The sequence below is a fragment of the Kitasatospora sp. NBC_01266 genome (assembly GCF_036242395.1).
In the GTDB taxonomy this organism is placed as follows: Bacteria; Actinomycetota; Actinomycetes; order Streptomycetales; family Streptomycetaceae; genus Kitasatospora.
Genome location: NZ_CP108458.1, coordinates 585,183 through 612,062, shown reverse-complemented (window position 1 = coordinate 612,062; position 26,880 = coordinate 585,183). Strand labels below are relative to the sequence as shown.

The following is a 26,880-nucleotide window of genomic DNA, read 5'->3' as shown; positions in this document are numbered from 1 at the left end:
CCGGTGGCCCCACAGTGATGGATGGATCCGGCAGGGGCTCGGGACGCGGATCCAGGAAGCCATCAGAACACGAAGGGATAGCATGCGGACACGAATGCTCGGCCTGGCCCTGTCGGCGGGCTTGCTCGTCGTGGCGTTCCCGGCTGCGGCCTCGGCCGACACCACCGGATCCGGCGACGGCTGGACGCCGATCACCTACGGCCCGCTGGACCATCCCGCCGGCCTGGTCTGCCCGTTCGAGCTCAAGGAGGAGTTCCCCACGCAGGCCGTCGAGATGCGGGTCGCCGCCAGGTACCCGGACGGCTCGCCGCTGGCGACCGACTTCCGCGGCCCGCTCATCGCCCACTTCACGAATCTCTCCACCGGCAGAACCGTGGACGAGGACCTCAGCGGTACCGGCACTCTCTACAACCTGCCGGACAAGTCCGACCTGTGGGTGGTGCCGGACAACGTGGGGCTCACCGTCCCGGCCGGTGACCCGTACCACGCCCAGGGCGAGTTCGTGCTCAGCGGTGGGGAGGCGCTGTCGATCTCGCCGACGCACCAGCCCGACGTCCTGTATCAGACCAAGTCCGTCGACGTCTGCGACGTGCTGAGCTGACCTGCGTGCTGACCCTGCGCCGGCGGCCGTGATGATTGGCGCCGGGATGACCGGCGCAGCAACGCGGCCGCCGCCGCCGCGGCGGCCGGGCCGCCCGCTCAGCCCGCCAGGTATTGCGAGGCGCGCTGCCGCAGCACCTCGTGCACGCCGTAGGCGGAGCTGCCGCTGGGCAGGTAGGCCTTCCGCATCTTGGCGACCGAGGTGTAGTTGCTGTCGCAGACGTTCGCCAGCGGCGACTCGACGCCCTGCGTCACCAGCTGGTAGGCGTCCAGCTCGCTGACCCGGGGTGATCAGCAGTGACAGCAGGCCGGTCCGGTGGGGATCGCGCAGCGCGTGCGTGATCGCTGGGGCATCGAGAACAAGATCCATCATGTGCGCGACACTGTGTACGCCGAGGACGCCCCCCGCGTCCGCACCGGCACCGCGCCCCGCGCCATGGCCACCCTGCGCAACCTCGCCATCGGTGCACTGCGACTGACCGGCCACGACAACATCGCCGCGGGTCTCCGCCACCACGCCCGGGACGCCAGTCGCCCGCTCGCCACCCTGGACATCACGTAATCAATCCGGGCACGTCTCCAGAACGACGCCGCCCTGCGTGGCGGGGGCGGCGGAATCCGAGAGCCTCCCGCCACTCCAGGCGGAGTGTCCGTCTTGACGCCGGTTCAGGCAGCCGACGCGGCTGGGAAGTTCGAAGCCGAGCATCTTGAAGATCCCGGACACCATGTCGGAGCCTATGCGGACAAGCCAAGTTGGCTGGCCCAAGGCGGGTAGCAGTCAGCTCATTGCCTGCTGAGCCAGGAGTTCGGCGATGCGCTTCGCCGTCTTCTCTCCTGCCCGCTGCTTGATGAGACCCTCCTTGGCCGCACCGCGAACGGACACAGTGCTTCGCTCCGGCCCAACTTCGGTCAGACTGACGGTGATCAGAACTGGATTCATGTTCCCGAGTCCGCCCCCGACAAGCGCTCGGACAGCTCGCGCCCCCGTGGACCGGGCGTCTTCCGCTTCCAGTAGGCGTCCCGCCTGAGCGAGGACGGCGAGGGCGTGTGCGGCAGCGGCATCCAGCGGCATGGCCAGCGTCAGGTCGATCTCATGGACGTTCTTCTTCAAGCGCTTCGCCGCGAACGTCGCCCCTCGTCCGCCGCCAGCCCCACCACCGCTGGCTCCCAGCGCGCCTATCGCGGCAGCCAGAATCTGGTCTTCATCATCGATCACGGCCGCAGCGTACCCCCCCTGGCCAGGAGCGCTCGCGGCGGTCAGTCGGTCGGCTGCCGCCAGGCCGGTACCCACAGCGGCGCGGGGCTGTCCAGCGGCATGTACCGGGCCGCGTGCTCCTCGATGCGTTCACCCGCCCGGTCCGGGTCCTGGCCGCTGAGCTCGACCAGGGCGGCGGCGGCCAGTCGGGCGCAGGCCAGCGTCAGGGCGAGGGTGTCCTGGCGGCGGTGCCGCTCGCGGATGTACGCCTCGCACCGCTCGTCGATGCGCCGGCCCTGGCCGCACGCGCCTTCCGGTGTGCGGGCCTGGACGCCGTGCCAGACCAGGGTGAGGGCGGTGGGTTCGGCGGGGTGTGCCAGCTGCTCCCGGCGGGCCTGTTCGCGGGCTTCGGCCGACCGCGCGCCCAGCCATTCCAGCACGGCCGGACCGTCCCCGTCGCGGGCCTGCAGGAGCAGTTGCGCGGCCCGGTGCACGACCGCCCGCAGGACCGGTGCGGCCGGCACCCGCGGGCCCGGCGCCGGGCGGTCACCGAAGGCGAGCCAGGCGTTGGCGAACGAGTCCGCGCGCACCGGCCACCCCGCGGCCCCCGCCGCGTCGTCCAGCCACTCCCGCACACCGAGCCGGACCAGACCCGCGGCCGCGAGCTGCACCGCGTCCTCGTCCAGCGCGAGCAGCCGCTCACTTTTCAGCACACCGCACCCCCACCAGCGACCCAAGACCGTGAGCGCACATCTCACCACATCGGGACGCGCACGAACAGAGTAGGGGGGTGAAGGGGGGTGCCGAAATGGACATGCGCTTCCGCCAGGGACTCTGCCATTCTCGGGCCCGTGCCAGCCCGCAACCGCCGCCTGCCGCGCCACCTGTCGTGGCCGCTCACGCGGACAGACGTCCAGACCGCTCTCGGCGAGCGGTTCGCCGAGGTCGACGAGCTGTCCTTCGGCGGCCACCCTTGGGGCGACGGCACCCTCCTGCACGTCGGCTGGACACCGGTTGTCCGTGCCAACTACGGGAGCGGCGTCCACCCTTCGCGCTGGTGCCGCATCCACGTCTCCGTCTGCCCCCTGCCGGCCGCCGACCGGGCCGCCGCCCGCCGCGCCTTGCAGGAGCACGTCCTCGCCGAGCTCGGGGCCTGGATCGACAATGCCCGGCACGCGCCCGAGACGTGGACCCTGACCTGGCACAGCCGCTCCTGGCGCCTGGTCGCCGGCGCCGCCGCCCACCGCGACGACCGGCAGCCGTACCGCTGACCCGACTCGGTCAGCGCAGCGCGGCCCAGGTGGCCCCGGCCACGGCGGGCGCGAACTCCTCGATCGGGCGCACCGCCGGCTCACCCGAGAAGTGCAGGAAGAACGCCCGCTGGAAGCAGGCGCCGAGCAGCAGCGCGGCTGCCGCGTAGGGGTCGGCGTCGGGCCTGATCCGCCCCTGTGCCAGCTCCCGGTCGAGGTACCCGGTGAGCGCGTCGAGCACCAGGTGCGGCCCGCGCCCGATCTCGTGCAGGCCGTCGCGGTGGCGGCTGAGCAGCGGCGGGTCGGCGAAGAGCGAGCCGGCCACCGGCATGGCCTCGGCGTAGAAGAGCGCGGCGTGCCGGGCGATGGCCGTCAGGTGCTCCTCGACGGTGCGCTCGCCGGGGTCGGCGGCCAGTTCGGCCAGCAGCGGGGCCGCGTTCGGCGAGCGCTCGATCAGCACGCAGACGAAGAGCTCCTCCTTGTTGGCGAAGTGCTTGTAGAGCGCGCCCTCCGAGCAGCCGGCCTCGCGGGCGATGGCCTTGGTGGTGGCGGCGGCCAGCCCGACGGTCCGCATCAGCCGCTCGGCGGCGTCCAGCAGGCGCTGTCGGGTGGGCGGGTTCGGCCGGTCGCTTGACGTGGGGGTGAGCATTCACTCACTCTAGCGGAAGAGGGGTGAGTGAGTACTCACCCACCAGATATCGCGAGAATCGGGAGACGGTCATGAGACTCACCGTTTTCGGCGCGACCGGCGGCGTGGGCCGCGAGGTGGTTCAGCAGGCGCTCGACGCCGGGCACGAGGTCACGGCGGTGGTGCGCGACCCCGCCCGGCTGCCGCGGCCGGACCGGCCGGGGCTCACCGTCGCGACCGTGGCCGACCTGACCGACCGGGCGGCGCTGCGCCCGGTGCTGGAGGGCCGGTCCGCCGTGGTCAGCGCGCTGGGTCCGCGCGGCCGGAGGCAGGCGAAGGCGGCACCGGTGACCGGCCCCGCGCTGCGGTCCGTCGTCGAGGTGATGGACCGGCTGGGCGTGCGGCGGCTCGCGGTGGTCAGCGCCGCGCCGCTCGGCCCGACCCCGCCGGGCGAGGGCCTGCTCACCCGGGCCATCGGGTATCCGCTGCTGCGTGCCGTGTTCAGCGACGTGTACGCGGACCTCGCGGTGATGGAACGGGTGCTCGCCGCGAGCGGTACCGAGTGGACGGTGATCCGGCCGCCCCGACTGCTCGACCGGCCCCGCACCGGCAGCTACCGGCGGGTCGTCGACGGCAACGTCCCGAACGGCCGGAGCATCGGCCGCGCGGACGTCGCCGACGCGCTGCTGAGCTGCCTGGACGACCCGGCGACCGTCCGGCACGCGGTCGGCGTCTCGTCCTGACGCGTGGTCAGGACGTCAGACGTCAGGGGAGCATGAACTCCACGCAGCCGGTGTCCAGGGAGTAGTAGGCGCCCACCACCCGGACCCGGTGCTCGCCGATGAGGGGGGCGAGCAGGGGGTCCTCGCGGAGCTGGTCGGCGGTGAGGCAGGTCTGGGCGCGGATGGTGTTGTCGACCTGGTCGCCGGGGAGGGGCTTGGCTGCCTCGTAGGCGGGCTTGAGGGCTTCGACGACCGCGACGAGGTGGGCCGGTACCTCGGTGCCGTCGTTGAGGGCGTCCACCGCGAAGCTGACGGCGCCGCACCGCTGGTGGCCCATCACCACGACCAGCGGGGTCACGGCCTCCTCGGCGCCGTACTCGACCGCGCCCTGGATCAGGTCGTCGTTGGTCTGGGCCGCGGTTCGCACGACGAACAGGTCCCCGACGCCGCGGTCGAAGACGATCTCGGGCGGCACCCGGGAGTCGATGCACGAGAAGACGGTCGCCAGCGGGAGTTGTCCCGCGGCCACGGCCAGGCGGCGGGCCACGGTCTGGTGCGGATGCAGGAGCTCTCCGGCCACCCAGCGCTCGTTGCCTTCGACCAGCCGCCGCATCGCCTCGTCCGGCCCGGGTGTGTCCCCGTCCAGCACCGGTGGCCGCGCCGGATCGGCGACGCCGCGGGGTTGCGCGAACGCCGGGGCGGTTCCGAGCAGGGGGACGGCGGCCAGTGCGCCGGCGCCGCCGACGAGGAAGCGGCGGCGGGTGGCCGAGCCGGCGACGTTCTCCGGGCGGCGGCGGTCAGTTGGTGAGACATGCATGGTGTGATCTCGGCCTTCCTGGTGATCTTCCTGTTGCCACCCCGACCACGAGTCTGGACGCCGAGCCGCCGGACCCGCCCCGCCACACCGCGCCCGCCCTTGCCCGGCGGCCGCGGACCACCCGCTCGGCCGCAGGTGCGTGGTCCCCGTGCCCGGGATGCCCGCCGCGCGGCCCGGTCAGCGGTAGGCCGGCAGGCCCGGGTGGGTGGAGATCAGGGTCGGGGCGGCGGACCCGTCGGCGGGGAGACTGGCGATGCCGTCGGGCGTGCGCACCGCGATGGTGGTGCCGTCCGGGGAGAGCGCCGGCTCGGTGTAGTCGGTGGTCGCGTTCGGGGTGAGGTCCGTGGCGGGCGCCTGCGGGGTCTGCAGGTTCTGCTCGAAGACGTGGTCGTGCCCGCCGACCGAGCGGACGAAGACCACCTCCTCCCCGTCGGCGGTGACCGTCGGCTCGGAGCCGGCAGCGACCTGGGAGACCATCTGGCGGAGGTAGTCGTCGCGGAGGTAGATGTCACCGGTCTGCGTGTTGGCGAAGACGACGGTGCCCTTGGTGCCGGCGCCGTTCGGCCAGGTGTTGGCGGTCTGCGGCATGTTCTGGACGCCGTCCATGGCGGAGCTCAGGTCCAGCGGGGTCGGGGTGCCGTCGGCGGAGTCGGCCGGGACGGTCTCCAGGCTGGTGACCCCGCCCGCGGTGGAGACGAAGAAGATGTCCTTCCGCGCGGTCAGGTTGGTCTGGTCGGCCGCGACGTAGTGCCAGGCCGGGTGGGACCAGCTCTGCCCGGGCAGGTGCTTCGCGACGACCACCCGCCCGCTGCCGTCCGGGTTGGCGGTGACCAGGTCGCCGTCGCCGTCGACGAAGACGGCCTTGCTGCCGTCCGAGGACCAGGCGAGGTCGCGGACCGCGGTGCCGAAGTCCACCGAGGTGCCGTTCAGCAGGACGTACTGGGTGCCATTGCTGATGGTCAGTCTGCTGCCGCCGGTGCCGTTCATGGCCGGGCGCGTGCTCTTGGTGGGGGCAGCGGTGGCGGTGGGCGCGCCGGCGGCAGGGGTGGCGGGGTTGCCGGGGGTGTCGGCCGGGTTGCCGGGCGCGGTCGGCGCGGTGGCCCCGCCCGGCGCGGTGGCAGCGGGCGGGGCGGCCTTGGCGATCTCGTCCGGGCCGCACCCGGTCAGCAGCAGCGCGGTGCCGGTGACGGCGGAGGCGAGAGCGATGGCGGCGGCGGTACTGCGGCGTCTGGCGCGGGCGGGCATGAGAGTTCCCCCGAGGATGAATCCGATGATGGGAGAAGCATTCCCGCGAGGCGTCCCGGGTCGGTGCGGTCGGCGTCACAGGAGCGCAACAAGCCGGTCCCGTGGGCGCATCGGGTCGTTGCCCCAGGCCCGCGCGATGCCGCGCGTCAGATCTGATCCGACCTGGACAGCGCCTCGGTGATCAAGCGGGTGGCGAAGTCGTGGTCGTCACCGGAAACCCGGTTGACGTGCTCCGCGAGCAGAACGGCCGTGGCTTCCAGGGGATTCATCTCGGCCTCGGTCCAACGTCCGTACTGCGCGCGCCACAGGTTGGGGCTCAGGTCGGTGCCGGCGGCGATGAGCAGGCCGGCCATGGTGGGGATGACCTCGGGACGGAAGGTCTTGGGCATCATCCGCATGGTGGCCACGAGGCTGGGCACCACGTGCTCGATGACGTCCTTGTCGTGGTCCTCGCAGGCCGCCCGCAGCCAGCTCATGAACATGTAGATGAGCGTGCACGCGCCGTCCAGCAGCGCATCGAATCCCACCTGGCCCAGGGATGCGGCGAACTGCTCGACCATCTGCTGGTGTTCGGGGCCCGGAGCGGCCTTGCCGTCGTAGATGCTCTTGAGCCGGGAGTCGATCACCATGAGCGCCGCGCCCACGTCGCCGGCGGGAGCGTATTCGGGGTCGCAGGGTGATGACACAGGAATCCTCCTCAACGGCCGCAGCGGGTAGCGCGGCATGTTCGTAGCGTAGACCGCCGAATCGGATGAGACGGGGCAAATCCCGAAGAAAGGCTCTGTGTTGACCGCACCAGGCAGGACCTCGCCCGGGGCCGCCGCGCCGGGTCGCCAGTGCTCCCAGGCTTCCGCCAGGTGCCCAACACGCCTGTCGGACCTGCGGATACGGGTGAGGCGTGGAAGCGGCGCGGGCCTCGTTCGGGTGGCGGTCCCGGATGCTGGATGATGGGAATCGGCCGGACCGCGGACGTGAGGGGCAGCGCAGTGACAGACCACGATTCCCACCGGTCGGAGCCGGTCGCACCGCCGGCCCGCGGCGGCGCACCGGACACCGCCGTGCTCGGACCCCCGGCCGAGGCCGGCATATCGGTCGACGTACCGGTCGACGCCGGGTCGTCGCCGGTGACGAAGGGCGCGGTCACCGTTCGGATCCTGTGCTTGGTCACCGTCCTCATCTCCCTGTTCTTCCTGCCCTGGTGGACGCTGTTCTCCTCCCACACCGACTGGCCGTTCCCGGTGGTCCTGGTCGGTACGGTCCTGTTCGCCGCCGCCGTGCCCGCCATGCCGGTGCTGATGGTCATGGGGCACGGGCGCAGGCGGTCGGACCGGGCGGCACGCGTCGCCGACACCACCCTCGGGGTGGTCTGGGTGTTGTTCGCCTGGTCGGCGCTGAGCGTCCTGCTGCGGCTCGTCCTGATCGCGTGCGGCGTCGGCGACCCGGCTCGGTCCAGGATCGTGGCCCTCGCCGTCGCGGTGGTCGCGGCCGCACTGCTGGCCTGGGGACACCGGGAGGCCATGCGGGTGCCCCGGGTGAAGCGCCTGGACGTCACCGTCCCGCGGCTCGGACGCGGTCTGGACGGCACCCGGGTCGTCGTGCTGGCCGACACCCACTACGGACCGATCGACCGGGCCGGCTGGTCGGCGCGGGTCGCCGAGGTGGTCAACGGGCTGGACGCCGACGTCGTCTGCCACGCGGGCGACATCGCCGACGGCACCCCGGACCAGCGGCGGGCGCAGGCCGCGCCGCTCGGGACGATGCGCTCCCGGCTGGCGAAGGTGTACGTCACCGGGAACCACGAGTACTCCAGCGAAGCCCAGGGCTGGCTCGACCGCATGGCGGAGCTGGGGTGGGAGCCGCTGCACAACCGCCACGTCGTGGTCCGGCGGGGCGGGGACAGTCTGGTGCTCGCGGGTGTGGACGATGTGACCGCGGCCTCCTCCGGGCTGACCGGACACCGGGCGAACCTGGTCGGCGCGCTGGCGGGCGCGGACCCGGACCTGCCGGTCCTGCTCGTCGCGCACCAGCCCAAGTACGTCGGAACGGCCGCGAACGCCGGGATCGACCTGCAGATCTCCGGGCACACCCACGGCGGGCAGATCTGGCCGTTCAACTTCCTCGTCCGGATCGACCAGCCGGTGGTGCACGGCCTGAGCCGGCACGGCGAGCGGACCCAGCTCTACACCAGCCGGGGCACCGGCTTCTGGGGCCCGCCCTTCCGGATCTTCGCGCCCAGCGAGATCACGCTGCTCACCCTGCGGTCTGCTTAGCGGGGTCGACGTAACGGGTCGGCGTAGCGGGTCGGCGTAGCGCCGGTCCGGGTCGACGCGGGTGCGGTCGGTCAGTGCAGCAAGTCCTGCCAGTTCGCCGGGACCTGGCCCCGCGGGCCCGGTGTCGGCTGGTCGGCGGGGTGGGACGTCGGTGGGGGCAGGGGCGGGCCCTCGTAGTACTCGCCGGTCTCCAGGTTCCAGAACCAGTCCTCCCCGGGCTCGAAGCTGGTCAGGAAGGGGTGTCCGGCCGCTCGCGCGTGCTTCGTCGCGTGCTGGGCGGGCGACGAGTCGCAGCAGCCGATGTGCCCGCAGGCCGCGCACCGCCGCAGGTGCAACCACCAACCCTGACCGTCGCCGCCCAGGCACTCCGCGCAGCCGTCGCCGCTGGGTGCGGCGCTCGGGTCGATGCCCGGGATCTGGTAGTTCGCCATTGGTGCCTCCTCCTCGGCTGTCCTCACCAGCCTGGCCCGGCGGGAGTTCTGCTGCCAGTCCGGTGGCCGCTGCCGGTCCGGTGCCGCGCGCGGCCGCCCGTCGTCGGCCTACGCTGGTCGCAGGGGGCAGAACTGCCAGGGAGCTGCCATGGCGACGGCGAGATGGTCCTTCGAGCCCAGCCACACCGGCGCGGAGTTCCGCGCCAGACACATGATGGTCACCTACGTGCGTGGTCAGTTCAAGAACGTGCGCGGCTTCCTGGAGGTCGACCCGGAGGAGCCGGAGAAGGCCCTGGTCGAGGCGACGATCGACGCGACCCAGGTCTACACCGGCTCGCCCGAGCGCGACGCGCACCTGCGCAGCGCCGACTTCTTCGATGTCGAGCACCACCCGACCTGGAGATTCGTCGGGTCACGGGTCCACCAGGTGAGCGCGAGCGGGTTCGAGGTCACCGGCGATCTCACCATCCGCGGGGTGACCCGACCCGTCGTGCTGGAGGTGAGCTATCTGGGCCAGTGGGACACGCCCTGGTGGGAGGGCGGCCAGAATCTCGGACCCAGGCGGCGTGCCGGGTTCGAGGCCAAGGCCCGGATCAACCGTCATGACTTCGGGGTGAGTTGGAACGACGCGCTGGACCGGGGCGGCGTGGTGGTCAGCGACACGGTCGACGTCGCGATCGACATCGAGGCTGTCCTGGAATCCGCCGGGACGGCCGCCTGACGGCGAAGTTCAGCGCGGTCGCGGTCGCGGTCGCGGTCGCGGGCGCCGGGGCGGCGCGCATCAGCCTCGCCCCCAGCGCCGGAGCGGCCGGATCGGATGCGCGGGGCTGTCGGCCAGACGCCTGGAAGCCGTTGTCCCGCCGCGTTCCGACCCGGCGAGATCCGCGAGGAGGAGCGCGATCATCTCGGCTTCCTGCTCCTCGACGGTGGCGTAGCTCGTCCGGCCGATGGCGCTGGCGATGAACTCCGGTGTGAGGTCGGGCAGCAGCGTTGCCAGCCGGGACAGCTCGAGCATTCCGGTGTGCCCGCACAGCACGTGACCGAGTTCGTGGAGCTTGAGCAGATCCTGGTGGGCGGGGCCGGTGTGCCGTTCGTAGAAGACGACATCCAGGCTCGGCAGTGCCACCCACAGCCCGCACGGGGCGTCAGGGCCGAGGTCGGGCAGGGGTTCCAGCACGATGGGTCGGCCACGGGCAGGACGGGGGCCGTCATGTAACGCCATGGTGTCCTCTCCCGGCATCGACCCGGCTCCCATGCTGCCGCAGCACGCTGCTCGCGTGGCCGTGGTCAGGCGAAACCACCGGAACGAGCGGTGGGCGCGCTCCGCGCGCGGTGCCGATGTTTCTGCTCGTTCTTCTCTGCCTCGCCCACCCCGCTGACCAGCACCATCGAGTCAAGCAAGCGGAAGCGGACCAGGCAGACCGAACGAACAGAGGGCCAACCATGCGGACGCACACTCTTCCCGAGCTGTGGGACCCCACCACCTTCGACGCGCTGCGCCGGCAGCTGATCCCGTCGTTCGACCTGCTGTACGGCAGCGCCGCCGCCGCGGTGGCGATGACGGTGCCGACCGGGGCCCGGGTGCTGGATCTGGGCGGGGGGACCGGGCTGCTGAGTGCGGCGGTGCTGGACCGGATGCCCGACGCCGAGGTGCTGCTGGTGGACCGTTCGGCCGGGATGCTCGGTCAGGCGGTGGACCGGTTCCGCGACAACGCGCGGATCAGCACGCAGGTCGGCGAGTTGACCGACGAGCTGCCGGTCGGGCCGTTCGACGCGGTGGTCTCGGGCCTGGCCATCCACCACCTGGAGCACGAGGAGAAGCAGGACCTGTTCGCCCGGATCCGCCGGGTGCTGGTGCCGGGCGGGATCTTCGTCAACGTGGAGCAGCTGCTCGCGCCGAGCCCGCGGCTGGAGGGCATGTACGACCGGCAGCACGAGGCCCATGTGCACGCCGCCGGTACCCCGGCCGAGGAGTGGGCGGCCGGGCGGCAGCGGATGACCTACGACATCCCGGCCGACCTCGACTCGCAGCTCGGCTGGCTGCGCGCGGCGGGCTTCGCCCAGGCCGACTGCCTGGCCAAGGACTGGCGGTTCGCCACCTACGCGGCGTGGAAGGCGTCATGACGCTCCATCAGGCCGTCCGCGAGGTCGCCGATCGTCGCCCCGAAGCGTGCGCGATCGAGGAGACCGGCGGGCCGTCCGTCAGCTACCGCGAACTCGTCGCGTTGGCGGACCGGTTGGCCGGCGGGCTGGCCGTGCGGGGGGTGGGGGCCGGCGACTGCGTGGGCTTCGCGCTGCGCAACAGCATCGAGTACGTCGCGCTGATCCTCGCGACGGCGAGCCTGGGCGCGCACTACGTCCCGCTGCTCTCCGGGTTCGGCGAGCAGGAGGTCAAGGAGGCGCTGCGGCTGACCCGGCCGGTGCTGCTGGTCGCCGACCGCGAGGTGCCCGCACAGGTGCCGGCGGTCCCGCTCGATCGGCTGCTGAGCGGCCACCCGACGGCCGAGGCCGACCGGCCGCGCGAGGGCCGCACCCCGGCGCCGGGCGTGTTCCGGATCCTCTGGTCCTCCGGGTCGACCGGCTTCCCGAAGGGGATCGCCTGGCGGCAGGACAGGTTCGTCACCGAGCGGCGCCGCTGGATCGCCGACACCGAGATCGATGACACGGACGTGGTCTTCTGCCGGCACCCGCTGGATGTCGCGCACGCCACCGACCTGCACGTCTTCGCCGCGCTGCTCTCCGGTGCCCGGCTGGTGCTGGCCGATCCGGCCGCGCCGCCGCGGGTGCTGCTGCGGCAACTGGCGCAGTACCGGGCGACCGTGACGAGTGCGCTGCCCTGGCACTACGAGGAGCTCATCGCCGCGGCCGAGCCCGGCCGGGGCCCGGACCTGTCCGGGCTGCGGCGGGCGCTGTGCGGCGGCGCCTACCTGAGTCCGGCGGTGTCCCTGCGGGCCCGGGAGGTGCTGGGGATCACCGTCAGGGAGATCTACGGCTCCACCGAGTTCGGGCTCGCGCTGGGCGACATGTCCGGCGAAGGGCTGGCGCCGGTGGCCGGGGTCGGGACGCGGATCGAGGCGCTCCCCGGCTCCGCCGGCACCGGCTGTACGGACACCGGCTGCACTGAAACCGGCTGCACTGAAACCGGCTGCACTGAAACCGGCTGTGCGGACACCGGCTGTGCGGACACCGGCGAACTGGTGCTCCGCTCGGACTGCACCAGCGAGGGCTACCTGGAGAACCCGGCGGCCAACGCCAGGACCTTCCGTGCCGCCGAGTTCTGGACCGGTGACATGGCCCGCCGCCTCCCGGACGGCCGCTTGCGGATCCTGGGGCGGCTCACCGACGCGCTGGCCACCCCGGCCGGCCCGCTGCTCGCACCGATGCTGGACGAGGAGCTCGCGGCGACCGGCGCCGTCGCGGAGACGGTCAGCCTGCCGGTGCACCCGCAGGGGTACCGCAACGAGGTCCTGGTCGCGGTGCGGCCGGCCCGCGCCGAGCCCGCCGCCCGCGCCGCGGCCATCGCGGCCGTCACCGCGGTGCTGAACCGCCATCACCTGCACGGCACGGTCGAGTTCGTCGACGCGGTGCCGCGGACCGAAGTCGGCAAGGTCAACAAGCCCTTGCTGCGTGAACGTTGGGGCATGAGATGACACAGTTCGAGTCGCGCGGCACGGGAACCCCGGTGGTACTGGTTCCCGGTCTCGCCGCCACCGGAGAGTTCTTCGCCCCGCTCGCGCGGGAGTTGGCGGCCGAGCACCGGGTGGTGACGGTCGAGCTGCCCACCCGTGGTCCAGCCACGGTGCGGCAGGCGGCCGGGCAGCTCGCCGGGGTGTTCGACCGCCTGGACCTGAACGGCGCGGTGCTGCTGGGCTGGTCGCTCGGCGCCTCGGTCGCCTGGGAGTACCTGGACCGCTTCGGCAACGGCCGGGTCTCGGCCCTGGTCTCGGTCGAGCAGACGCCCCGGCTGACCCTGGCCCCCAACTGGCCGCACGCGGCCTTCGGCGGGCTCGACGCGGCCGGCGTGGACCAGCTGCGCGAGACGATTGCCGCCGACCAGGCCGCCTTCGCCGAGCAGTTGGTGCGCGGCTCCTTCGCCGCGGGCAGCGAGCCGGATCCCGCCCTGGTGCGCGCGCTGGTGAGCGAGGCGCTGCGCTGGACGCCGCAGGCGTGCGCGAGCCTGCTCGCCGACGCCGCCGGCCAGGACTACCGCGCCCGGCTCGCCGCGCTCGCCCTGCCGGTGCTGCTGGTGCACGGCGCGAAGAGCCAGGTCTACCCCACGGCGGTCGGCCCGTGGCTGGCCGACACGATCCCCGGCGCCGAGCTGCGCCTGCTCGAGGAGAGCGGCCACCTGCCGTTCCTGGAACAGCCCCGGGACTTCGTCCGCACGGTCAGTGACTTCATCGCGAGGAGTGTCAGCCATGTCTGAGCAGCACAGCACCGTGTCTGAGCAGCACAGCACCGTGCGTCGGCTGGTGTGGATCTACCCGGAGCGGGCCAGCGCCCACCAGCGCGGCTTCGAGGACCGCAACATCTGGCACACCTACCAGCGACTGGCCGCGGAGCTGGGCCTGGAGCTGACCCTGAACAAGCCGGACGACGTCGCGGTGGACGCCACCGACCCGGCCAAGCCGAAGGTCTACCTGAAAGGCGAGCCGGTCACCCCGCAGGACACCGTCTTCGTGACGATGCTCTGGGCGCTGCCGCACCAGCTGGCGGACGTCGGCAACCAGGTCCACCTCTACACCGTGCTGGAGAAGCTCGGGTTCTACCTGCCGATGCCGCCGCAACTGGCGTACACGGTCGTCGACAAGATGGCGACCGCGCTGCATCTGGCGGGCAGCCCGATCCCGCCGCTGCCGACGGTCCGGATCGGCACCGGGCGGGACGCGATGACCGGCCACTACGATCCGGCGCTCGCCGAACTGTCCTATCCGATGCTCGTCAAGCCCGCCAACTGGGGCATGGGGCTGGGCGTCTCGGTGGTGCACAACATCCACGACCTGCGCGGGGTGATCGGCCTGGCGGGCGGCTCGGAGACGCCGCTGGTGATCCAGCCCTACCTCAAGGACCCGCGGGAGACCCGGATCTACGTGGTCGAGGGCGAGCCGCTCGCGGTCTTCCAGGGCTGGAAGGAGGGCTACTGCGGGATGGTCACGAACCGGATCGGCGGCGAGCGGAGCTGGAGCTACGTCGAGTTGCCGGAGCGGATGCGCGAGACCGTCGCGTATGTCGCCGAGCGGCTGCCGTGCCCGTACTTCTCGGTGGACTTCATCTCCGACGGGGAGCAGGACTGGCTCTCCGAGGTGGAGCTGGACGGCGGCGCCGCGTTCGGGATGAGCGAGGAGGGCGACCGGCTCGCCACCGAGATGATGCGGGCCCGCTACCGGGCCTACCTCGCCCGGCACGCCGAGCTGATGGCGGCCGGCTCATGACGACGACGACCGAGGACGGGGCGCGGGGGACCGAGGACGAGGTGCGGGGGACGGAGGACGGGGCGCGGGGGAGTATCGGCGCGCTGCCCTGGCCGCAGCTGCTGCGGCAGGCCCGCCGGCTCGCGGACCTCGGCTGGTCCGAAGTGCCGCAGGCAGCAGCGGAGTTGGCGGAGCTCGCGGTGGCCGGTCCGGCGGAGGTCTTCGCGCTCTCGCGCCGGCTGACCGAGCCCAACGGGTCGATCGTGCTCTCCAGCGGCGGGACCACCGGCCCACCGAAGATCACCTTCGTGGCCTACGACCAGGCCGTCGGGCGGCTGCTGCGCGAGTGGCGCCCGCTGGGGCCGCGGAGCGTGCTGCTGAACCTGTTCAGCCCCGGCCGGATGTGGGCCTCGCACTACTACGTGCAGGCGCTCGCCGAGCGCAGCGGCTGCCGGGTGGTGCCGAGCGGGCCGCTGGAGGCCGGTGAACTCCACTACTGGCTCGACGCCTTCGAGAGCCTCGGGGTGAACGCGGTGGCCGGCACCCCGAGCGGGCTGACCGACCTGGCCCAGGCGATGCTGGACGCCGACCGCACGCTGCCGGTGCGCACCGTGATCTGGATGGCCGAGCCGTGGACCGAGGTCGCCGAGAAGACCGTCCGCGCCGCCTTCCCGCAGGCCGAGTTCTGGGGCAACTACGGCTCGGTGGAGACCTATGTGGTCGCCACCAACACGTCGGCCTGCGATCTGCGGGTCCTGCACCTGATGCCGGACCAGGTCCTCGAGCTCGACGACGCCGGGGCACTGCTGAGCCGGGTCGGCGAGGGCTGGACGCTCCCGGCGGTGCGCTACCGGCTGGGCGACCGGCTGGCCGCGGCCCAGTGCCGCTGCGGGCGCCCGGACGGGCTGCGGGTGCTGGGCCGCGCCGACGACGCGTTCAAGCTGCACGGCAGCCTGCTGTCGATCGGCGAGCTGGTCGAGCTGGCCACCTCGGTGCCCGGGGTGTCGGCGGCCCAGCTGGAGCTGCTCCGCGAGGAGGAGTCCTGGCACGGGGTCCGCCGGATGACGGTGCACTACACCGGCGCCGCGGAGCCCGCCGAACTGCGCCGGGCCCTGCTCGCCGGGTCGGCCAGGCTGTTCGGGATCGAGCTGCACCACCCGGAGGCGCTGGAGGTGGTCCGGGTACCGAAGCTGACCATGGTGGAGCGCACCGGGAAGATCCCGCCGATGATCTGGCGGTCGCGGTGAGCGCCGCAGGCGCGCTCGGGGCGGCGGGCACGGCTGGCACGGCGGGCACGACCGGGGCCGCCGGCCCGCGGGCCGCGCTCGCCGGACTGCGCGAACGGCCCGGGGCGCTGCTCGCGGTGGTCTCGGTGGCCGCCTTCCTGGCCCAGCTGGACGCGCTGGTGGTGACGGTGGCGATCCCGCAGATCCGGGTGCAGCTGGGCGCCTCGGTGAGCGCGGTGGTCTGGACGGTCAGCGGCTACGTGCTGGCGCTGGCCGTCGGGGTGATCAGCGGAGGGCGGCTGGGCGACCAGTTCGGGCATCGGCGGGTCTTCCTGGCGGGCCTGGGGGTCTTCACCCTGGCCAGCCTGGCCTGCGGGCTGGCCCTGACACCGGGCCAGCTGATCGCGGCCCGGGTGGTGCAGGGGCTGGGCGCGGCGCTGTTCACCCCGCAGACGCTGGCCATGCTGGTCCGGTACTACCCGGCCGAGCGGCGCGGCGCGGCCTTCGGGGTGCGCGGCGCGGTCAACGGGGTCGCCGCAGTGACCGCGCCGGTGCTCGGCGGGCTGCTGGTCGGGGCGGTGGACTGGCGCTGGGTGTTCTGGCTGAACGTGCCGGTCGGAGTGCTCGCGATGGTGCTGGGGCGGCTGGCGATCCCCGACGCCGCACCGGGTGACGCCCCGCCGGGCGGGGTGCGCCTCGACCTGCCGGGGGTGGCACTCGCGGCCGCGGCCCTGCTCTGCCTGAGCCTGGGGCTGAGCCAGGGCGCGCAGGACAGCTGGGACGGCCGGATCTGGGCGCTGCTCGGGGCCGGGATGGCACTCGGGGCCGTCTTCGTCCGCCAGCAGCGCGGCCGCCAGGAGCGCTCGCCGCTGGTCCCCTTCGCGCTCTTCGCGGTGCGCGGGTTCAGCCGGATGACGGCGCTGGGGGTGCTGGTCGCCGCCACGATCACCGGGCTGGTGCTGCTGCTGTCCCTCTACTTCCAGTCGGTGGCCGGGTTCGGCGCGCTGCTGGCGGGGCTGGTCCTGGTACCCGCCTCGGCCTGCTCGATGCTGCTCAATCCGCTGGCCGGGCGGCTGGCCGGACGGGTGGAGGGCAGGCTGCTGGTGCTCGGCGGGCTCGGCGCGACGGTGCTGGGCATGCTGTGGGCCGCAGCCGGCATGCGGGTCGGTGCGCACTGGCCGCAGTTCGTGGGCCCGATGTGCGTCATCGGGATCGGCAACGCCTTCCTGCTCACCCCCCTGGTCACCGCGGCCATGCACCACGTGCCGCGACAGCTGAGCGGCGCCGCGTCCGGCGTCTTCGGCACAGCGCTGCAGATCGGCGCGATGGTGGGCGCGGCCCTGGTCGCCCCACTCGTACGGACCTCGCCCTCCGCCCACTCGGTGCGGACGGCCATGGTCCTGCTCGCTGCCGCGGCGTGCGTCGGCGGCGCGGCCTTCCTGGCCGCGCGCCCCGCGCCGCGGGTCCTCACCCGTACCGAACCCTCGGAGAGGGGGTGAACTCCATGAAGAAGCGCACGATCCAGCTCGAGAAGCGCACCGACCACAGCAGCGGCGCCGACCGCGGCCGCTGGCTGGTCCACGGCGGCAACGAGTAGCCCTCGCCGCAGTCCCGGTACCGATCCCACCACCACCTCTACAGAAGGAGATCCCCATGAAGAAGCGCACGATCCAGCTCGAGAAGCGCACCGACCACAGCACCGGCGCCGACCGCGGCCGCTGGCTGGTGCACGGCGGCAACGAGTAGCCCTCGCCGCAGTCCCGGTACCGCTGCTCCTGGGCCCGCCGCCCGCTCCGACCCCCGGGTCGGGCCGGCGGCGGCCCCGGAGCCGCCGCCACCCCCGATCTCTGGAAGGACAACGGTGCTGAAGCTCCTGCTCGTGAACATGCCGTGGGGGTCCATCGAAGTCCCCTCCCTCGCGCTGGGAATCCTGCGCACGGCCGCCGAGTCCGGCGGCCACCAGGTCGATATCCGGCACGCCAACCTGGACTTCGTCGACTGGGTCGTCGAGCGCACCCCCTTCGCCCTCGCGGACTACACCTACTACTCGACCTCCTCCTACTTCCAGGGCGCCGGCGACTGGGTCTTCTCCAGCGCCCTGCACGGCAGCCCCGGCGACGTCCGGGCCTATGCCGAACTGCTCGCCGCGAAGGGCGCATCGCCGCAGGAGATCGCGATGACGGGCGCGCTGCACGAACTGGCCCCCGCCTTCATCACCGAACTCGCCGACCGGCTGGCCGCCGAGCGGCCCGACGTGGTGGGCTTCACCACCACCTTCCAGCAGAACACCGCCGCCCTCGCCGTCGCCCGGCTGCTCAAGCGGCTCTCGCCGGACACCCGGATCGTCTTCGGTGGCGCCAACTGCGACGGCGAGATGGGCGCGGCGCTGCACCGCACCTTCCCCTGGGTCGACTTCGTGGTGCGCGGCGAGGGCGAGACGGCCCTGCCGGCCCTGCTGGCCGCGCTCGACGACGTACCGGACGACGTATCGGAGGACCCGTCGGACGACCGGCGCCTGGGACGGATCCCCGGCCTGTGCTGGCGCGACACCGCCGGCACCGGACGGGTGAACCCCATGTCGCGCCGCCCGCTCACCCCGAGCCAGATCCTCACCCCGGTCTACGACGGCTTCTTCGAGCGCCTCGACACCTCCGTCGCGGCCGGCTGGGTGCAGCCGAGGCTGCCGGTGGAGGGCTCGCGCGGCTGCTGGTGGGGCGAGAAGCACCACTGCACCTTCTGCGGGCTGAACGGCTCCTTCATGGAGTTCCGCAGCAAGAGCCCGGACCGGTTCCACGACGAGCTGGTCGAACTCGCCCGCCGCTACCAGGTGCTGGACTTCATGGTGGTCGACAACATCCTGGACATGGGCTACTTCGACACCGTGCTGCGCCGCCTGGCCGAGTCCGACCATCAACTGCGGCTGCACTTCGAGGTCAAGTCCAACCTTCGCCGCCCGCACTTCCGCCGCCTGGTGGAGGCCGGCACCGTGATGGTGCAGCCGGGCATCGAGAGCCTCAGCTCGAAGGTGCTGAAGCTGATGGACAAGGGCGTCACCGGCTGCCTCAACGTCCGGGCGCTGCGCGACGCGCAGAGCACCGGCGTCAGCGTCTGCTGGAACTACCTCTACGGCTTCCCCGGCGAGTCGGCGGCCGACTACCGGGAGATCATCCGCCAGCTGCCGATGCTCCACCACCTGGAGCCGCCGGGCGGTTCCTCGCGGATCGCCATCGAGCGCTTCAGCCCGTACTTCGACCGGCCCGAGCTCGGGTTCCCCGACCTGAGGCCGGCCGCCCAGTACACCCACATCTACCGCCTGCCCGAAGCCGAGACCGCCGACCTCGCCTACCTCTTCGCCGCCGCCCCGCAGGGCATCGGCAGGCCGGTCGCCGCCGAGCTGGACGCGGCGATCGCGGCGTGGCACGCCGCCTATCCGGGCAGCCGGCTCAGCTACCAGGACCTGGGCGAGCGGATCGTGCTGGTCAACCGGCGGCAGGCGTACGACTGGTCGGTGCTGGAGCTGACCTCGCCCGAGCAGCTCGCGTTGTTCCGCCTGCTCGACCAGCCGCGCAGGCTCGCCACCCTGGCCGGCCGGCTCGGCCGCCCGGCCGAGGAGGTGTCCCGACTGCTCGCGCGGTGGACCGACCTCGGGCTCGTCTTCCAGGAGGACGGCTCGTACCTCCAGGTGGCCGCCGACGCGGCCGAGCAACCGCTGTTCCGGCTGGAGCAGCCGGCCTGGGACGAAGAGGAGGAGCGTCATGCTCTCGCGATCGGCTGACACACGCGAGCGGGCGGTGCGCACCGTCGAGGCCTGGCGGGACGCCGATCCCGCGGTCCGTTCGATGCCCAGTATGAGGCTGGGCCCGCTGGAACTGGACGCGCACCGACCGGCGTTGGCGAACGCCGAGCGGCTGGTCGCCGCCGGGGCGCGACTGGTCCGCCTCCCCGACCCGGTCGAGCTGTGCGGGGGCGGCGGACCGGCACTCCTGCTGCTCCGCGAACTCACCGCCCTGGGCCTGGCGGTGGACTGGACAGCGTGCTGCACCGACGGCTGCGTGGCGGACGGCGAGCTGTTCCACCTGTTCCCCCCGCAGCGGGTGGCGGGCGCGGACCCGGCCCACTGGCGCGGCTGGCCGCAGCAGTACCTGCCGACCCTGTGCGTCTTCCGCCGCGGCCCCGGCTTCGTGGAGGTGCGCGACCGCCGCTTCGGCGCGCTGGAGCTGACCGTCATCGACGAGCCCGCCTTCCTCACCGCGATCGAGGCCCTGCTGGACGGCGCCCCACCGGACGCGGTGCCCGCACCGGTGCGCGGCGAACTGGCCGAAGCCCGGCTGATCCGCGCGGACGGCGCCCTGCTCTGGTGGCTGCCCGCCCGCCTGCACCGCTGGCCGGTGGGCTCCTTCGCGCTGTGACGTCCCGCCTTCGCGATTCTGTCGGGGGTGCAGCGCCGCACCGGACGGGAAGTCTGGTGCCGCACGTATATCGCGTTGTGGGTTCGGGGGCGCCGCCATAGGGTCACCGGCATGTCTCTACGTCTTCGTATGCGTCAAGCACTGCCGGAAGCGATGCGCGCCCGTGACAAGGCCGCGGTGAGCGCCCTGCGCGCGACGCTGGCCGCACTGGACAACGCCGAGGCGGTGCCCGTCGGCGAAGCCGGGCTCCGCGGCCTGGCCCTTGAGCAGTCGCCGGTCGGCGTCGGCGTCACCGAAGCAGTGCGGCGTGAGCTGAGCGAGCGCGATGTGGTGGATGTCGTGCGCGCCGAGGTCGCCGAGCGACTGGAGGTTGCAGCGCAGTTGACCGCGCCCGCGCACGCCGACCGAGCCGCGCGGCTCCGCACGGAGGCCGCCGTGCTGCTGCGCTTCCTCGAGGATCCCGGCACCGCGTAGGACACGGTGCGGACCCGGTCCGTTGGCGGGTGACGTCCTGTCCCCGGTCCTGCGGGCCCACGTCCCTCGAAGGGGGATGGCCTAGGATCGACCGCGATATGGAAGCTTTTCGATTCGTCGGCCGCGATGGTGTGGAGCTGGCGTTCCATGAGATCGGGTCCGGCCGGCCACTGATCCTGCTGCACGGCTTCATGGGCGCGGGTACGCACAGGCTCGACGGCTGGGCCCGGATGTTCGTCGAGCAGGGGCGCCGCGTCGTTCTGCCGGACTTCCGCGGCCACGGGGACAGTGCGAAGCCGCACGACCCGGCCGCCTATCCCGCCGACGTACTGGCCGATGACGGGCTCGCCCTCGTCGAGCATCTCGGTCTCGGCGACGGGGAGTACGACCTCGGCGGCTACTCGCTCGGCGCGCGGATCACGCTGCGCATGCTGGTGCGGGGCGCCAAGCCGGGCCGCGTGATCGTGGCCGGGCAGGGCCTGGCGAGGGTGAGCGGTCCGCAGGGCGAGGCGAGCCGCCGTGTGCTCGCCGCGCTCGTCGGCGGGGGCGCGATCGAGCCCGGCTCGCGCGATGCGCTCATCGCGCAGTGGATCTCGAAGCTCGGCGTCGACCCCCGGGCGCTGCTGCTCGTGTTGGACTCGCTCGTCCCGACTCCCGTGGATGACCTGCGGCAGATCACCGTCCCGGCACTCGTCGCGATCGGCGATCGGGATGAGCGCTCCGACGCCGACGAGTTGGCCGCGCTCCTGCGTGACGCCCGGTTCGTACGCGTGCCGGGCGGTCACGAGAGTGCGTTCACCGCGCCTGAGCTGGCTGCGGCCATGGCCGAGTTCCTCGCCGAACGGTGACCCCGGTCGGCTGAGGACGGCGCTGACGGAGAAGCCCCGCTTTCCGGAACTCGACCAGTTTCAGGCTGGTGAGGTGCCACGCCACAGGTTGGCGCCGGAGGCGAAGACGATCGGGTCCATGGCGGACAGTTCCGCTCGCAGCCGGGCTTCGAACTCGGTTCGGGCCGCTGCCGGGAGGGCGTCGATGAAGGCGCGGGAGCCGTGCGAGAGCGCCCAGTTCCAGAACGTGTCGGCGTCGGGAACAGGAAGACGCTGCTCGATGTCGGTCTCGCTGACATCGGTGAACCCTGCCGCCGTCAGGAACTGCTCCTCGTCCAGGGGGCGGCTGAGCCGTCCCTCGCCGGCGGGGACCAGCGGCTGGAACTCGCGGTAGAGGGCGCTGTAGAACTCCCACTCAGGCGCGTCCTCGACGCCGCCCGGGACGGAGAAGGAGAACACCCCGCCCGGGGCGAGGACCCGGCGGATCTCCCGGGCCGCCGCCGCCGGGTCGTCGAGCAGATGCACGACGAAGCCCGCGCAGACCAGGTCGAAGGAGGCGTCCGGGAAGTCCAACTCGTGCGCGTCCATCACCCGCGCCTCGTGGACCTGCGGGTACTGCTCCATGATCCGCGTGACCATGCCAGGGGCGCAGTCCACCGCCGTCACCCGGCAGCCGCGCTCGAGCGCGGCGGCGGTCAGGGCACCACGCCCGGCGCCCAGGTCCAGGACACGGGTGCCGGGGGCAGGAGCCAGCCACTGTATGTGCTGCTGGGCGAACCCGGCGAAGAACGGCAGTACCTCGTCGTACATCGGGGCCACTTGGTCGAAGAGAGCGGTTGCTCGTGCTGCGGTCATGGTTGGTGATCATGACAGAGAGGGCCGCCGGGGTGCACGCCCATTTCGATCGCCGGGCAGTGGGACCAGACCTGATCCGCTCGGCCTGAAGATCGGCCCGTGGCAGCGCGACAGCTCCGGACTCCCATCCGTACCAGGGGAGTTGATCCACCACTCCGGCGCCTGATAGGAAACGCCCATTCTGTCTTCAGACTGCTCAAAGCGGCGCTCTCTAGCGTCATCCAGTATGTCGATGCGAAGCGTCTCCCTGACCAGGGTGCTGACAGGTGTCAGCACCCTCGCAGCCGCAGGGATCATCACCGTGCTGCTGCAAGGACATTCCAGCGCCGCCGAGGGTCACGCGAGAATGTCCGCCGTGGCCGACTCGGCCTCCTCCTCCGCCTCCGCGAACCCGTCCGCGTCCGCGAAGCCTTCCGCCGAGCCTTCGCCGAAGCCCTCGGCGAGCGCTTCGGCCAGCCCGACCACCGCCCCCAGCCCGACCACCGCCCCCAGACCGACCACCGCCCCCACCCCGGCCGCCTCCGCCCCACCCACCCCCGCCGCCCCGGCCGCCGACGCCGCGCTGCTCGGCGCCGCCGCCCAGGCCAACGGCGCGGTCTCGGTCTCGGTCACCGACCTGGAGACGGGGCAGTCACTCACCTACGGCGCGCCCGGGCACGGCTTCGCCACCGCCAGCATCGTCAAGGTCGACATCCTGTCCACGCTGCTCCTCCAGGCCCAGGACCAGGGCACCACGCTGACCGCGGCACAGCAGAGCCTCGCCACCGCGATGATCGAGAACAGCGACAACGACTCCGCGACCGCCCTGTGGAACGAGATCGGCCAGGAGAGCGGCCTGAACGCCGCGAACACGCGGTTCGGGCTGACCTCCACCTCGGGCGGCACGGACGGCAACTGGGGCCTCACCTCGACCACCGCCGCCGACCAGGTGCTGCTGCTGCGCCAGGTCTTCACCAGCGACTCACTGCTCTCGGCCGCCTCGCGCGGCTACCTCCAGGGGCTGCTCGGCCAGGTGGAGAGCGACCAGCGCTGGGGTGTGAGCGCGGCGGCGAGCGGCAGCGACTACGCGGTGAAGGACGGCTGGCTGCCGCGGTCGGCGACCGGCCTGTGGGTGATCAACAGCATCGGGACGGTCGAGCGGGACGGGCACCAGCTGCTGATCGCGGTGGTCTCGGACGGCAATTCGAGCGAGTCCGGCGGGATCTCCCTGGTGCAGTCGGTGGCCCAGGCGGCCGCCGGTTCACTGGACGGGAGTTGAGCTTCCACCACCTGCGGCACCGTGCCAGGCGCCGCGAAGCGACAGCGCCTGTACGCTGAGCGGAATTTGGCTCTCCTCGAGGAACGGACCGGCGCCATGGACATCGTTTTCGCTGGTCGAGTGATCGAATGGCGCGGGCCTTCCCCGTACTACTTCGTGGCCGTGCCGGCAGAGCAGTGCGCCGACATCCGCGAGGTGGCGTCGGTGGCTTCGTACGGGTGGGGTGTCATTCCCGTTGAGGCCCGGATCGGTGGGATCGCCTTTGCGACCTCGCTCTTCCCGAAGGACGGCGGTTACCTGCTGCCGGTCAAGAGCGCTGTGCGCACGCCGCAGGGGCTCTCGGCAGGGGACGAGGTGACCGTGGAGATGGCCGTTCGCCTGTGATTTCAGGGCGGCAGGCCGGTCGGCGCTTCGTCAGGTCAGCGGGGGAGCGTCGGGTGCCTCGTCCAGGAGGTGGGCTCCGTTGTTGCGGACGCTGTTGACGGCGGTGGGGACGGGTCGGACGGCGAGGTGGCCGTCGGCGGGGGTGTGCAGCAGGGCGTGTAGCCGGGTGTGGTCGGTGTGGTCGGGGTCCAGCCAGGCGTCGAAGTCGTCCTGGTTGATGGTCAGGGGCATGCGGTCGTGGACGCGTCCGGCGTCGTCGCGGGCTTGGGTGGTGATGATCGTGGTGGTGGTGAGCCAGGCGTTCGGGTCGTCGTCAGGGCGGGTGGGGTCGCGCCAGAACTCGTACAGGCCGGCCATCGCCATCAGCTCGCCGGACGCCGGGGCCAGGTAGTAGGGCTGCTTGTAGGCCTTCCTGCCGTCGGTGGCGGGGATGGCGGTCCATTCGTAGTAGCCGTCGGCGGGCAGCAGGCACCGCCGTGTGGTGAAGGCCTTGCGGAAGGCGGGCTTCTCGTGGACGGTCTCGGAGCGGGCGTTGATCATCCGTGCGCCGATGCCGGGGTCCTTCGCCCAGGACGGCACCAGGCCCCAGCGCAGCGGCCGCAGTTGGCGGGCGATCTCGCCGGTGTCGCGGTCCAGGTGCTCCAGGACGGCCCACACCGGGTCGGTGGGCGCGGTGTTCCAGCTGGGGGCGAGGGTCTCCGCCGGGTCCCAGCGGGTCACGCCGAACAGGGAGACGAGGTCCTGGGGACCGGTGGTGGAGACGAAGCGGCCGCACATGCCCCCAGCTTGCCACCCGCGGCGCTGGTCCAGGGCAGACGCCCCGTCACACAGGAGTCCGTCGCACAGGGGTCCGTCGGCGGTGTGACTCAGGACTGCCCCGGTGCCCCGTCCCGGTTCTGGGGGTCACCGTTGAAGAGGGCGATGAGTCCGAACGGTGCGCGGTCGCCGAGGCAGAGGTCCAGCACTTCGTGGGCGTCGGCGTAGAAGGCCCCGCTGCGGGGGAACAGCGCCTCTTCGTAGGCGGTGAGTGCCGCTTCGAGGTCGTCGGGGTGTGCGGCGATCGCCTTGGCGAGTTCGGCGCCGTCGAACATCGCCAGGTTCGCGCCGTCGCCGGACGGCGGCATCAGGTGGGCGGCGTCGCCGAGGAGCGTCACCCCGGGCACGCGGTCCCAGCGGTGTCCGTCCGGGAGCGTGTGGATCATGCGCGCGACCGGAGTGGCCTCGCCGTCGGTGATCAGCGCGGTGAGTTCCGGTGCCCAGCCGTCGAACTCGGCCGCGACCCGGGCGGTCGCGGCGGCGGCGTCGGTGAAGTCGATGTCGGCGATCCACTCGGCGGGGCGGTTCAGCTCGACGTACGTGTGCAGGATGTTCCCCGCCTCGCGGTGCGCGACGATCCCCTTGCCCGGGGTCAGCGCGTACATCGCGCCGACCCCGACCGCCTCGGCCGTCGCGGCGTGCCGCTCGTCGGCGTCGTAGAGGTAGGTCTCGATGAACGTCGTGCCGACGTACGCGGGCTCGGCGTCGGAGAGCAGCGGGCGGATCCTCGACCAGGCGCCGTCGGCACCGACGAGCAGGCTGCTGGTCACGGTCGCGCCGTCGGCGAAGGTCAGCTCGTGCCGGCCGCCGCCGAGGGGCTGGACGCCGGTGACCTTGCGCCCCCACTGGACCGTGTGGTCGGGCAGCGAGTCGAGCAGGATCCGACGCAGGTCTCCGCGGAGTACTTCGGGACGCCTCGCCGTGCCGTCGTCGGGTTCGTCGTGCAGCAGCCGGCCGTGCTGGTCGAGCACCCGCAGCGCCTCGGCGCCTTCGTGGATGATCGCGCGGAACTCGTCGGTGAGGCCGGCGTCGGCGAGCGCGCGCTGCCCGTCGTCCTGGTGGATGTCGAGCTGGCCGCCCTGCGTGCGGGACTCGGCCGAGGGGTCGGCCTCGTAGACCGTTGCCGGGATGCCGTGGACGTGCAGGACCCGGGCCAGGGTCAGGCCGCCGAGGCCGGCGCCGACGATGGCGATCGGGTGGTGGCTGGTGCTCATGGATTTCCTCGTTCCCGTGCGGGCGGAGCGCCGGGCAGCTGCCCGAACCTATATGGACCGATGTTCCATAACGAGTATGGAACGCCGGTCCAGGTGTGTCAAAATGAGGTCATGCCACGGACACGAGGACGAGCACCCGATGGGGAAGGGCGGGCCGACGCCCTTTCGCGCGAGATCATCGTCGGCGCGGCCGTCACGCTGCTGGACGAGCTCGGCGAGCGGGGACTCACCTTCCGGCTGCTGGCCAAGGAGCTGAACACCGGACCCGGCGCGCTGTACTGGCACGTGACGAACAAGGACGAGCTCGTCGCCCTGGCCGCCGATCAGGTACTCGGCCACGCCTTCGCCGCGGACCAGCGTCTCGTGGCAGACGCCGGCGCCGGGCTGCGCGCGCTCGCCATCGCCGTCTTCGACGCCCTCGACCGGCATCCGTGGGCAGCGTCCCACGTCACCGCGCCGGCCACGCTGGAGAACGCACTGCGCCTGTTCGACCGCATCGGCACCCTGGTCGCCCGGACCGGACTGCCCGCCGAACGGCACTTCGCGGTCACCACCGCGATCTCCTACTACATCACCGGCGTCAGCGCCGAGATCATCGCCCCGGGCCTCACCGTCGGCGCGACCACCAGCCGCGACGCCTTCCTCGCCCGGACCGCCCAGCGCTGGGAAGAACTCGACCCCGCCGACTACCCCTTCCTCACGCGCACCACCAAGGACCTGCGCGACCACGACGACCGCGACCAGTTCACCACCGGCCTCGACCTGCTCCTGGGCGGCCTTGACGCGATCGCGGACCAGCGACCGCCCGCGTGACGCCGTGATCCCGGCAGATCACGGCATCCGCCGCT

Annotated in this window: 31 protein-coding genes; 19 read left to right on the top strand and 12 right to left on the bottom strand. The window is 72.5% G+C overall.

The genetic code is table 11. The features are described from left to right. The first annotated feature begins 82 nt into the window (after positions 1-82). A complete protein-coding gene (locus tag OG403_RS02775) occupies positions 83-601 on the top strand; it encodes a hypothetical protein (RefSeq protein WP_329561102.1) in 519 nt (172 codons plus the stop codon). A 98-nt stretch (positions 602-699) separates the two neighbouring features. On the opposite strand, the gene OG403_RS02770 is transcribed toward OG403_RS02775, so the two are convergent. Continuing rightward, entirely contained in the window at positions 700-855 is a 156-nt protein-coding gene (locus OG403_RS02770; RefSeq protein ID WP_442910853.1) for a hypothetical protein, read from the bottom strand. 79 nt (positions 856-934) lie between these two features. Between OG403_RS02770 and OG403_RS02765 the strand changes: the two genes are divergently transcribed. After that, positions 935-1,162: a hypothetical protein gene (locus OG403_RS02765; protein ID WP_329561100.1), complete on the top strand. Its 228-nt coding sequence runs from the start codon at positions 935-937 to the stop codon at positions 1,160-1,162. A 216-nt stretch (positions 1,163-1,378) separates the two neighbouring features. On the opposite strand, the gene OG403_RS02760 is transcribed toward OG403_RS02765, so the two are convergent. Both OG403_RS02760 and OG403_RS02755 read right to left on the bottom strand, forming a co-directional pair. Beyond that, the gene (locus OG403_RS02760) at positions 1,379-1,816 is read right to left on the bottom strand and encodes a hypothetical protein (RefSeq protein WP_329561099.1); all 438 of its coding nucleotides are present in this window, start codon (positions 1,814-1,816) and stop codon (positions 1,379-1,381) included. A 41-nt stretch (positions 1,817-1,857) separates the two neighbouring features. Beyond that, the gene (locus OG403_RS02755) at positions 1,858-2,508 is read right to left on the bottom strand and encodes a hypothetical protein (protein ID WP_329561098.1); all 651 of its coding nucleotides are present in this window, start codon (positions 2,506-2,508) and stop codon (positions 1,858-1,860) included. A gap of 138 nt (positions 2,509-2,646) precedes the next feature. On the opposite strand from OG403_RS02755, the gene OG403_RS02750 reads away from it, so the two are divergent. After that, entirely contained in the window at positions 2,647-3,066 is a 420-nt protein-coding gene (locus OG403_RS02750) for a hypothetical protein (protein WP_329561097.1), read from the top strand. Positions 3,067-3,076: 10 nt separating this feature from the next. On the opposite strand, the gene OG403_RS02745 is transcribed toward OG403_RS02750, so the two are convergent. Next, positions 3,077-3,694, bottom strand: a complete 618-nt coding sequence (locus OG403_RS02745) for a TetR/AcrR family transcriptional regulator (protein WP_329561095.1) — start codon at positions 3,692-3,694, stop codon at positions 3,077-3,079. A 71-nt stretch (positions 3,695-3,765) separates the two neighbouring features. Here OG403_RS02745 and OG403_RS02740 point away from each other — a divergent pair, with 71 nt between their 5' ends. Next, positions 3,766-4,416, top strand: coding sequence for an NAD(P)-dependent oxidoreductase (locus tag OG403_RS02740; RefSeq protein WP_329561093.1), 651 nt, complete (start codon positions 3,766-3,768; stop codon positions 4,414-4,416). A gap of 22 nt (positions 4,417-4,438) precedes the next feature. Here the strand turns inward: OG403_RS02740 and OG403_RS02735 are convergent, their stop codons facing one another. From OG403_RS02735 to OG403_RS02725, 3 genes are all read right to left on the bottom strand, one after another. Further along, a complete protein-coding gene (locus OG403_RS02735) occupies positions 4,439-5,212 on the bottom strand; it encodes a carbonic anhydrase (RefSeq protein ID WP_329561092.1) in 774 nt (257 codons plus the stop codon). Positions 5,213-5,389: 177 nt separating this feature from the next. Beyond that, positions 5,390-6,457, bottom strand: coding sequence for a hypothetical protein (locus OG403_RS02730; RefSeq protein ID WP_329561090.1), 1,068 nt, complete (start codon positions 6,455-6,457; stop codon positions 5,390-5,392). A gap of 146 nt (positions 6,458-6,603) precedes the next feature. After that, positions 6,604-7,143, bottom strand: coding sequence for a hypothetical protein (locus OG403_RS02725; RefSeq protein WP_329561088.1), 540 nt, complete (start codon positions 7,141-7,143; stop codon positions 6,604-6,606). Between the two features lie 438 nt (positions 7,144-7,581). Here OG403_RS02725 and OG403_RS02720 point away from each other — a divergent pair, with 438 nt between their 5' ends. Then, positions 7,582-8,727 (top strand): metallophosphoesterase, encoded by a 1,146-nt coding sequence (locus OG403_RS02720; protein ID WP_329572067.1) that lies wholly within the window; start codon positions 7,582-7,584, stop codon positions 8,725-8,727. 71 nt (positions 8,728-8,798) lie between these two features. On the opposite strand, the gene OG403_RS02715 is transcribed toward OG403_RS02720, so the two are convergent. Beyond that, positions 8,799-9,158 carry a UBP-type zinc finger domain-containing protein gene (locus OG403_RS02715; RefSeq protein ID WP_329561087.1) on the bottom strand — a complete coding sequence of 120 codons (360 nt, stop codon included), beginning with the start codon at positions 9,156-9,158 and terminating at the stop codon, positions 8,799-8,801. Positions 9,159-9,306: 148 nt separating this feature from the next. Here OG403_RS02715 and OG403_RS02710 point away from each other — a divergent pair, with 148 nt between their 5' ends. Further along, complete coding sequence (locus OG403_RS02710; protein ID WP_329561086.1) at positions 9,307-9,879, top strand: YceI family protein; 573 nt, start codon at positions 9,307-9,309, stop codon at positions 9,877-9,879. 60 nt (positions 9,880-9,939) lie between these two features. On the opposite strand, the gene OG403_RS02705 is transcribed toward OG403_RS02710, so the two are convergent. Beyond that, positions 9,940-10,335 (bottom strand): hypothetical protein, encoded by a 396-nt coding sequence (locus OG403_RS02705; protein WP_329561084.1) that lies wholly within the window; start codon positions 10,333-10,335, stop codon positions 9,940-9,942. Between the two features lie 266 nt (positions 10,336-10,601). Here OG403_RS02705 and OG403_RS02700 point away from each other — a divergent pair, with 266 nt between their 5' ends. The 10 genes from OG403_RS02700 (at position 10,602) to OG403_RS02655 (ending at position 21,526) form a co-directional block, all read left to right on the top strand. After that, positions 10,602-11,282, top strand: a complete 681-nt coding sequence (locus tag OG403_RS02700) for a class I SAM-dependent methyltransferase (RefSeq protein WP_329561082.1) — start codon at positions 10,602-10,604, stop codon at positions 11,280-11,282. Beyond that, positions 11,279-12,808: a class I adenylate-forming enzyme family protein gene (locus OG403_RS02695; protein ID WP_329561080.1), complete on the top strand. Its 1,530-nt coding sequence runs from the start codon at positions 11,279-11,281 to the stop codon at positions 12,806-12,808. Before OG403_RS02700 ends, OG403_RS02695 begins: the two co-directional genes overlap by 4 nt. Next, a complete protein-coding gene (locus OG403_RS02690; protein ID WP_329561079.1) occupies positions 12,805-13,584 on the top strand; it encodes an alpha/beta fold hydrolase in 780 nt (259 codons plus the stop codon). Before OG403_RS02695 ends, OG403_RS02690 begins: the two co-directional genes overlap by 4 nt. Further along, positions 13,577-14,590, top strand: a complete 1,014-nt coding sequence (locus OG403_RS02685; RefSeq protein ID WP_329561078.1) for an ATP-grasp domain-containing protein — start codon at positions 13,577-13,579, stop codon at positions 14,588-14,590. The genes OG403_RS02690 and OG403_RS02685 overlap by 8 nt, the downstream gene beginning before the upstream one ends. Continuing rightward, positions 14,587-15,816 carry an AMP-binding protein gene (locus OG403_RS02680; protein ID WP_329561077.1) on the top strand — a complete coding sequence of 410 codons (1,230 nt, stop codon included), beginning with the start codon at positions 14,587-14,589 and terminating at the stop codon, positions 15,814-15,816. The genes OG403_RS02685 and OG403_RS02680 overlap by 4 nt, the downstream gene beginning before the upstream one ends. Next, a complete protein-coding gene (locus OG403_RS02675) occupies positions 15,813-17,294 on the top strand; it encodes an MFS transporter (RefSeq protein ID WP_329561076.1) in 1,482 nt (493 codons plus the stop codon). The genes OG403_RS02680 and OG403_RS02675 overlap by 4 nt, the downstream gene beginning before the upstream one ends. Before the next feature lie 362 nt (positions 17,295-17,656). Further along, complete coding sequence (locus OG403_RS02670) at positions 17,657-19,570, top strand: RiPP maturation radical SAM C-methyltransferase (RefSeq protein WP_329561074.1); 1,914 nt, start codon at positions 17,657-17,659, stop codon at positions 19,568-19,570. Next, complete coding sequence (locus tag OG403_RS02665) at positions 19,551-20,204, top strand: DUF5825 family protein (protein WP_329561072.1); 654 nt, start codon at positions 19,551-19,553, stop codon at positions 20,202-20,204. Before OG403_RS02670 ends, OG403_RS02665 begins: the two co-directional genes overlap by 20 nt. 153 nt (positions 20,205-20,357) lie before the next feature. Continuing rightward, positions 20,358-20,678, top strand: coding sequence for a hypothetical protein (locus tag OG403_RS02660; RefSeq protein WP_329572065.1), 321 nt, complete (start codon positions 20,358-20,360; stop codon positions 20,676-20,678). Positions 20,679-20,776: 98 nt separating this feature from the next. Next, positions 20,777-21,526 (top strand): alpha/beta fold hydrolase, encoded by a 750-nt coding sequence (locus tag OG403_RS02655; RefSeq protein WP_329561070.1) that lies wholly within the window; start codon positions 20,777-20,779, stop codon positions 21,524-21,526. Positions 21,527-21,586: 60 nt separating this feature from the next. Here the strand turns inward: OG403_RS02655 and OG403_RS02650 are convergent, their stop codons facing one another. Next, positions 21,587-22,360, bottom strand: a complete 774-nt coding sequence (locus OG403_RS02650; protein WP_329561068.1) for a class I SAM-dependent methyltransferase — start codon at positions 22,358-22,360, stop codon at positions 21,587-21,589. 232 nt (positions 22,361-22,592) lie between these two features. Between OG403_RS02650 and OG403_RS02645 the strand changes: the two genes are divergently transcribed. Together OG403_RS02645 and OG403_RS02640 are read left to right on the top strand one after the other, a co-directional pair. Continuing rightward, a complete protein-coding gene (locus OG403_RS02645) occupies positions 22,593-23,618 on the top strand; it encodes a serine hydrolase (protein ID WP_329561066.1) in 1,026 nt (341 codons plus the stop codon). A 96-nt stretch (positions 23,619-23,714) separates the two neighbouring features. Beyond that, on the top strand, positions 23,715-24,002 hold the full coding sequence (locus OG403_RS02640) for a DUF1905 domain-containing protein (RefSeq protein WP_329561065.1): 288 nt from the start codon (positions 23,715-23,717) through the stop codon (positions 24,000-24,002). A 30-nt stretch (positions 24,003-24,032) separates the two neighbouring features. Here OG403_RS02640 and OG403_RS02635 read toward each other — a convergent pair whose 3' ends face one another. Together OG403_RS02635 and OG403_RS02630 are read right to left on the bottom strand one after the other, a co-directional pair. Then, entirely contained in the window at positions 24,033-24,779 is a 747-nt protein-coding gene (locus OG403_RS02635) for an SOS response-associated peptidase (RefSeq protein WP_329561064.1), read from the bottom strand. A gap of 89 nt (positions 24,780-24,868) precedes the next feature. After that, on the bottom strand, positions 24,869-26,032 hold the full coding sequence (locus OG403_RS02630; protein WP_329561062.1) for an FAD-dependent oxidoreductase: 1,164 nt from the start codon (positions 26,030-26,032) through the stop codon (positions 24,869-24,871). Positions 26,033-26,143: 111 nt separating this feature from the next. On the opposite strand from OG403_RS02630, the gene OG403_RS02625 reads away from it, so the two are divergent. Next, positions 26,144-26,845, top strand: a complete 702-nt coding sequence (locus OG403_RS02625) for a TetR/AcrR family transcriptional regulator (protein WP_329561060.1) — start codon at positions 26,144-26,146, stop codon at positions 26,843-26,845. Positions 26,846-26,880: the final 35 nt, after the last annotated feature.

Excerpts from the sequence above, each read along its gene's own strand:
- OG403_RS02645 (WP_329561066.1), top strand. The coding sequence starts at position 22,593 with ATGCGAAGCGTCTCCCTGACCAGGGTGCTGACAGGTGTCAGCACCCTC.
- OG403_RS02680 (WP_329561077.1), top strand. The coding sequence starts at position 14,587 with ATGACGACGACGACCGAGGACGGGGCGCGGGGGACCGAGGACGAGGTG.
- OG403_RS02735 (WP_329561092.1), bottom strand. The coding sequence starts at position 5,212 with ATGCATGTCTCACCAACTGACCGCCGCCGCCCGGAGAACGTCGCCGGC.
- OG403_RS02695 (WP_329561080.1), top strand. The coding sequence starts at position 11,279 with ATGACGCTCCATCAGGCCGTCCGCGAGGTCGCCGATCGTCGCCCCGAA.
- OG403_RS02630 (WP_329561062.1), bottom strand. The coding sequence starts at position 26,032 with ATGAGCACCAGCCACCACCCGATCGCCATCGTCGGCGCCGGCCTCGGC.
- OG403_RS02700 (WP_329561082.1), top strand. The coding sequence starts at position 10,602 with ATGCGGACGCACACTCTTCCCGAGCTGTGGGACCCCACCACCTTCGAC.
- OG403_RS02710 (WP_329561086.1), top strand. The coding sequence starts at position 9,307 with ATGGCGACGGCGAGATGGTCCTTCGAGCCCAGCCACACCGGCGCGGAG.
- OG403_RS02685 (WP_329561078.1), top strand. The coding sequence starts at position 13,577 with ATGTCTGAGCAGCACAGCACCGTGTCTGAGCAGCACAGCACCGTGCGT.
- OG403_RS02775 (WP_329561102.1), top strand. The coding sequence starts at position 83 with ATGCGGACACGAATGCTCGGCCTGGCCCTGTCGGCGGGCTTGCTCGTC.
- OG403_RS02665 (WP_329561072.1), top strand. The coding sequence starts at position 19,551 with ATGCTCTCGCGATCGGCTGACACACGCGAGCGGGCGGTGCGCACCGTC.
- OG403_RS02740 (WP_329561093.1), top strand. The coding sequence starts at position 3,766 with ATGAGACTCACCGTTTTCGGCGCGACCGGCGGCGTGGGCCGCGAGGTG.
- OG403_RS02625 (WP_329561060.1), top strand. The coding sequence starts at position 26,144 with ATGCCACGGACACGAGGACGAGCACCCGATGGGGAAGGGCGGGCCGAC.
- OG403_RS02715 (WP_329561087.1), bottom strand. The coding sequence starts at position 9,158 with ATGGCGAACTACCAGATCCCGGGCATCGACCCGAGCGCCGCACCCAGC.
- OG403_RS02650 (WP_329561068.1), bottom strand. The coding sequence starts at position 22,360 with ATGACCGCAGCACGAGCAACCGCTCTCTTCGACCAAGTGGCCCCGATG.
- OG403_RS02655 (WP_329561070.1), top strand. The coding sequence starts at position 20,777 with ATGGAAGCTTTTCGATTCGTCGGCCGCGATGGTGTGGAGCTGGCGTTC.
- OG403_RS02730 (WP_329561090.1), bottom strand. The coding sequence starts at position 6,457 with ATGCCCGCCCGCGCCAGACGCCGCAGTACCGCCGCCGCCATCGCTCTC.
- OG403_RS02690 (WP_329561079.1), top strand. The coding sequence starts at position 12,805 with ATGACACAGTTCGAGTCGCGCGGCACGGGAACCCCGGTGGTACTGGTT.
- OG403_RS02635 (WP_329561064.1), bottom strand. The coding sequence starts at position 24,779 with ATGTGCGGCCGCTTCGTCTCCACCACCGGTCCCCAGGACCTCGTCTCC.
- OG403_RS02660 (WP_329572065.1), top strand. The coding sequence starts at position 20,358 with ATGCGCGCCCGTGACAAGGCCGCGGTGAGCGCCCTGCGCGCGACGCTG.
- OG403_RS02640 (WP_329561065.1), top strand. The coding sequence starts at position 23,715 with ATGGACATCGTTTTCGCTGGTCGAGTGATCGAATGGCGCGGGCCTTCC.
- OG403_RS02745 (WP_329561095.1), bottom strand. The coding sequence starts at position 3,694 with ATGCTCACCCCCACGTCAAGCGACCGGCCGAACCCGCCCACCCGACAG.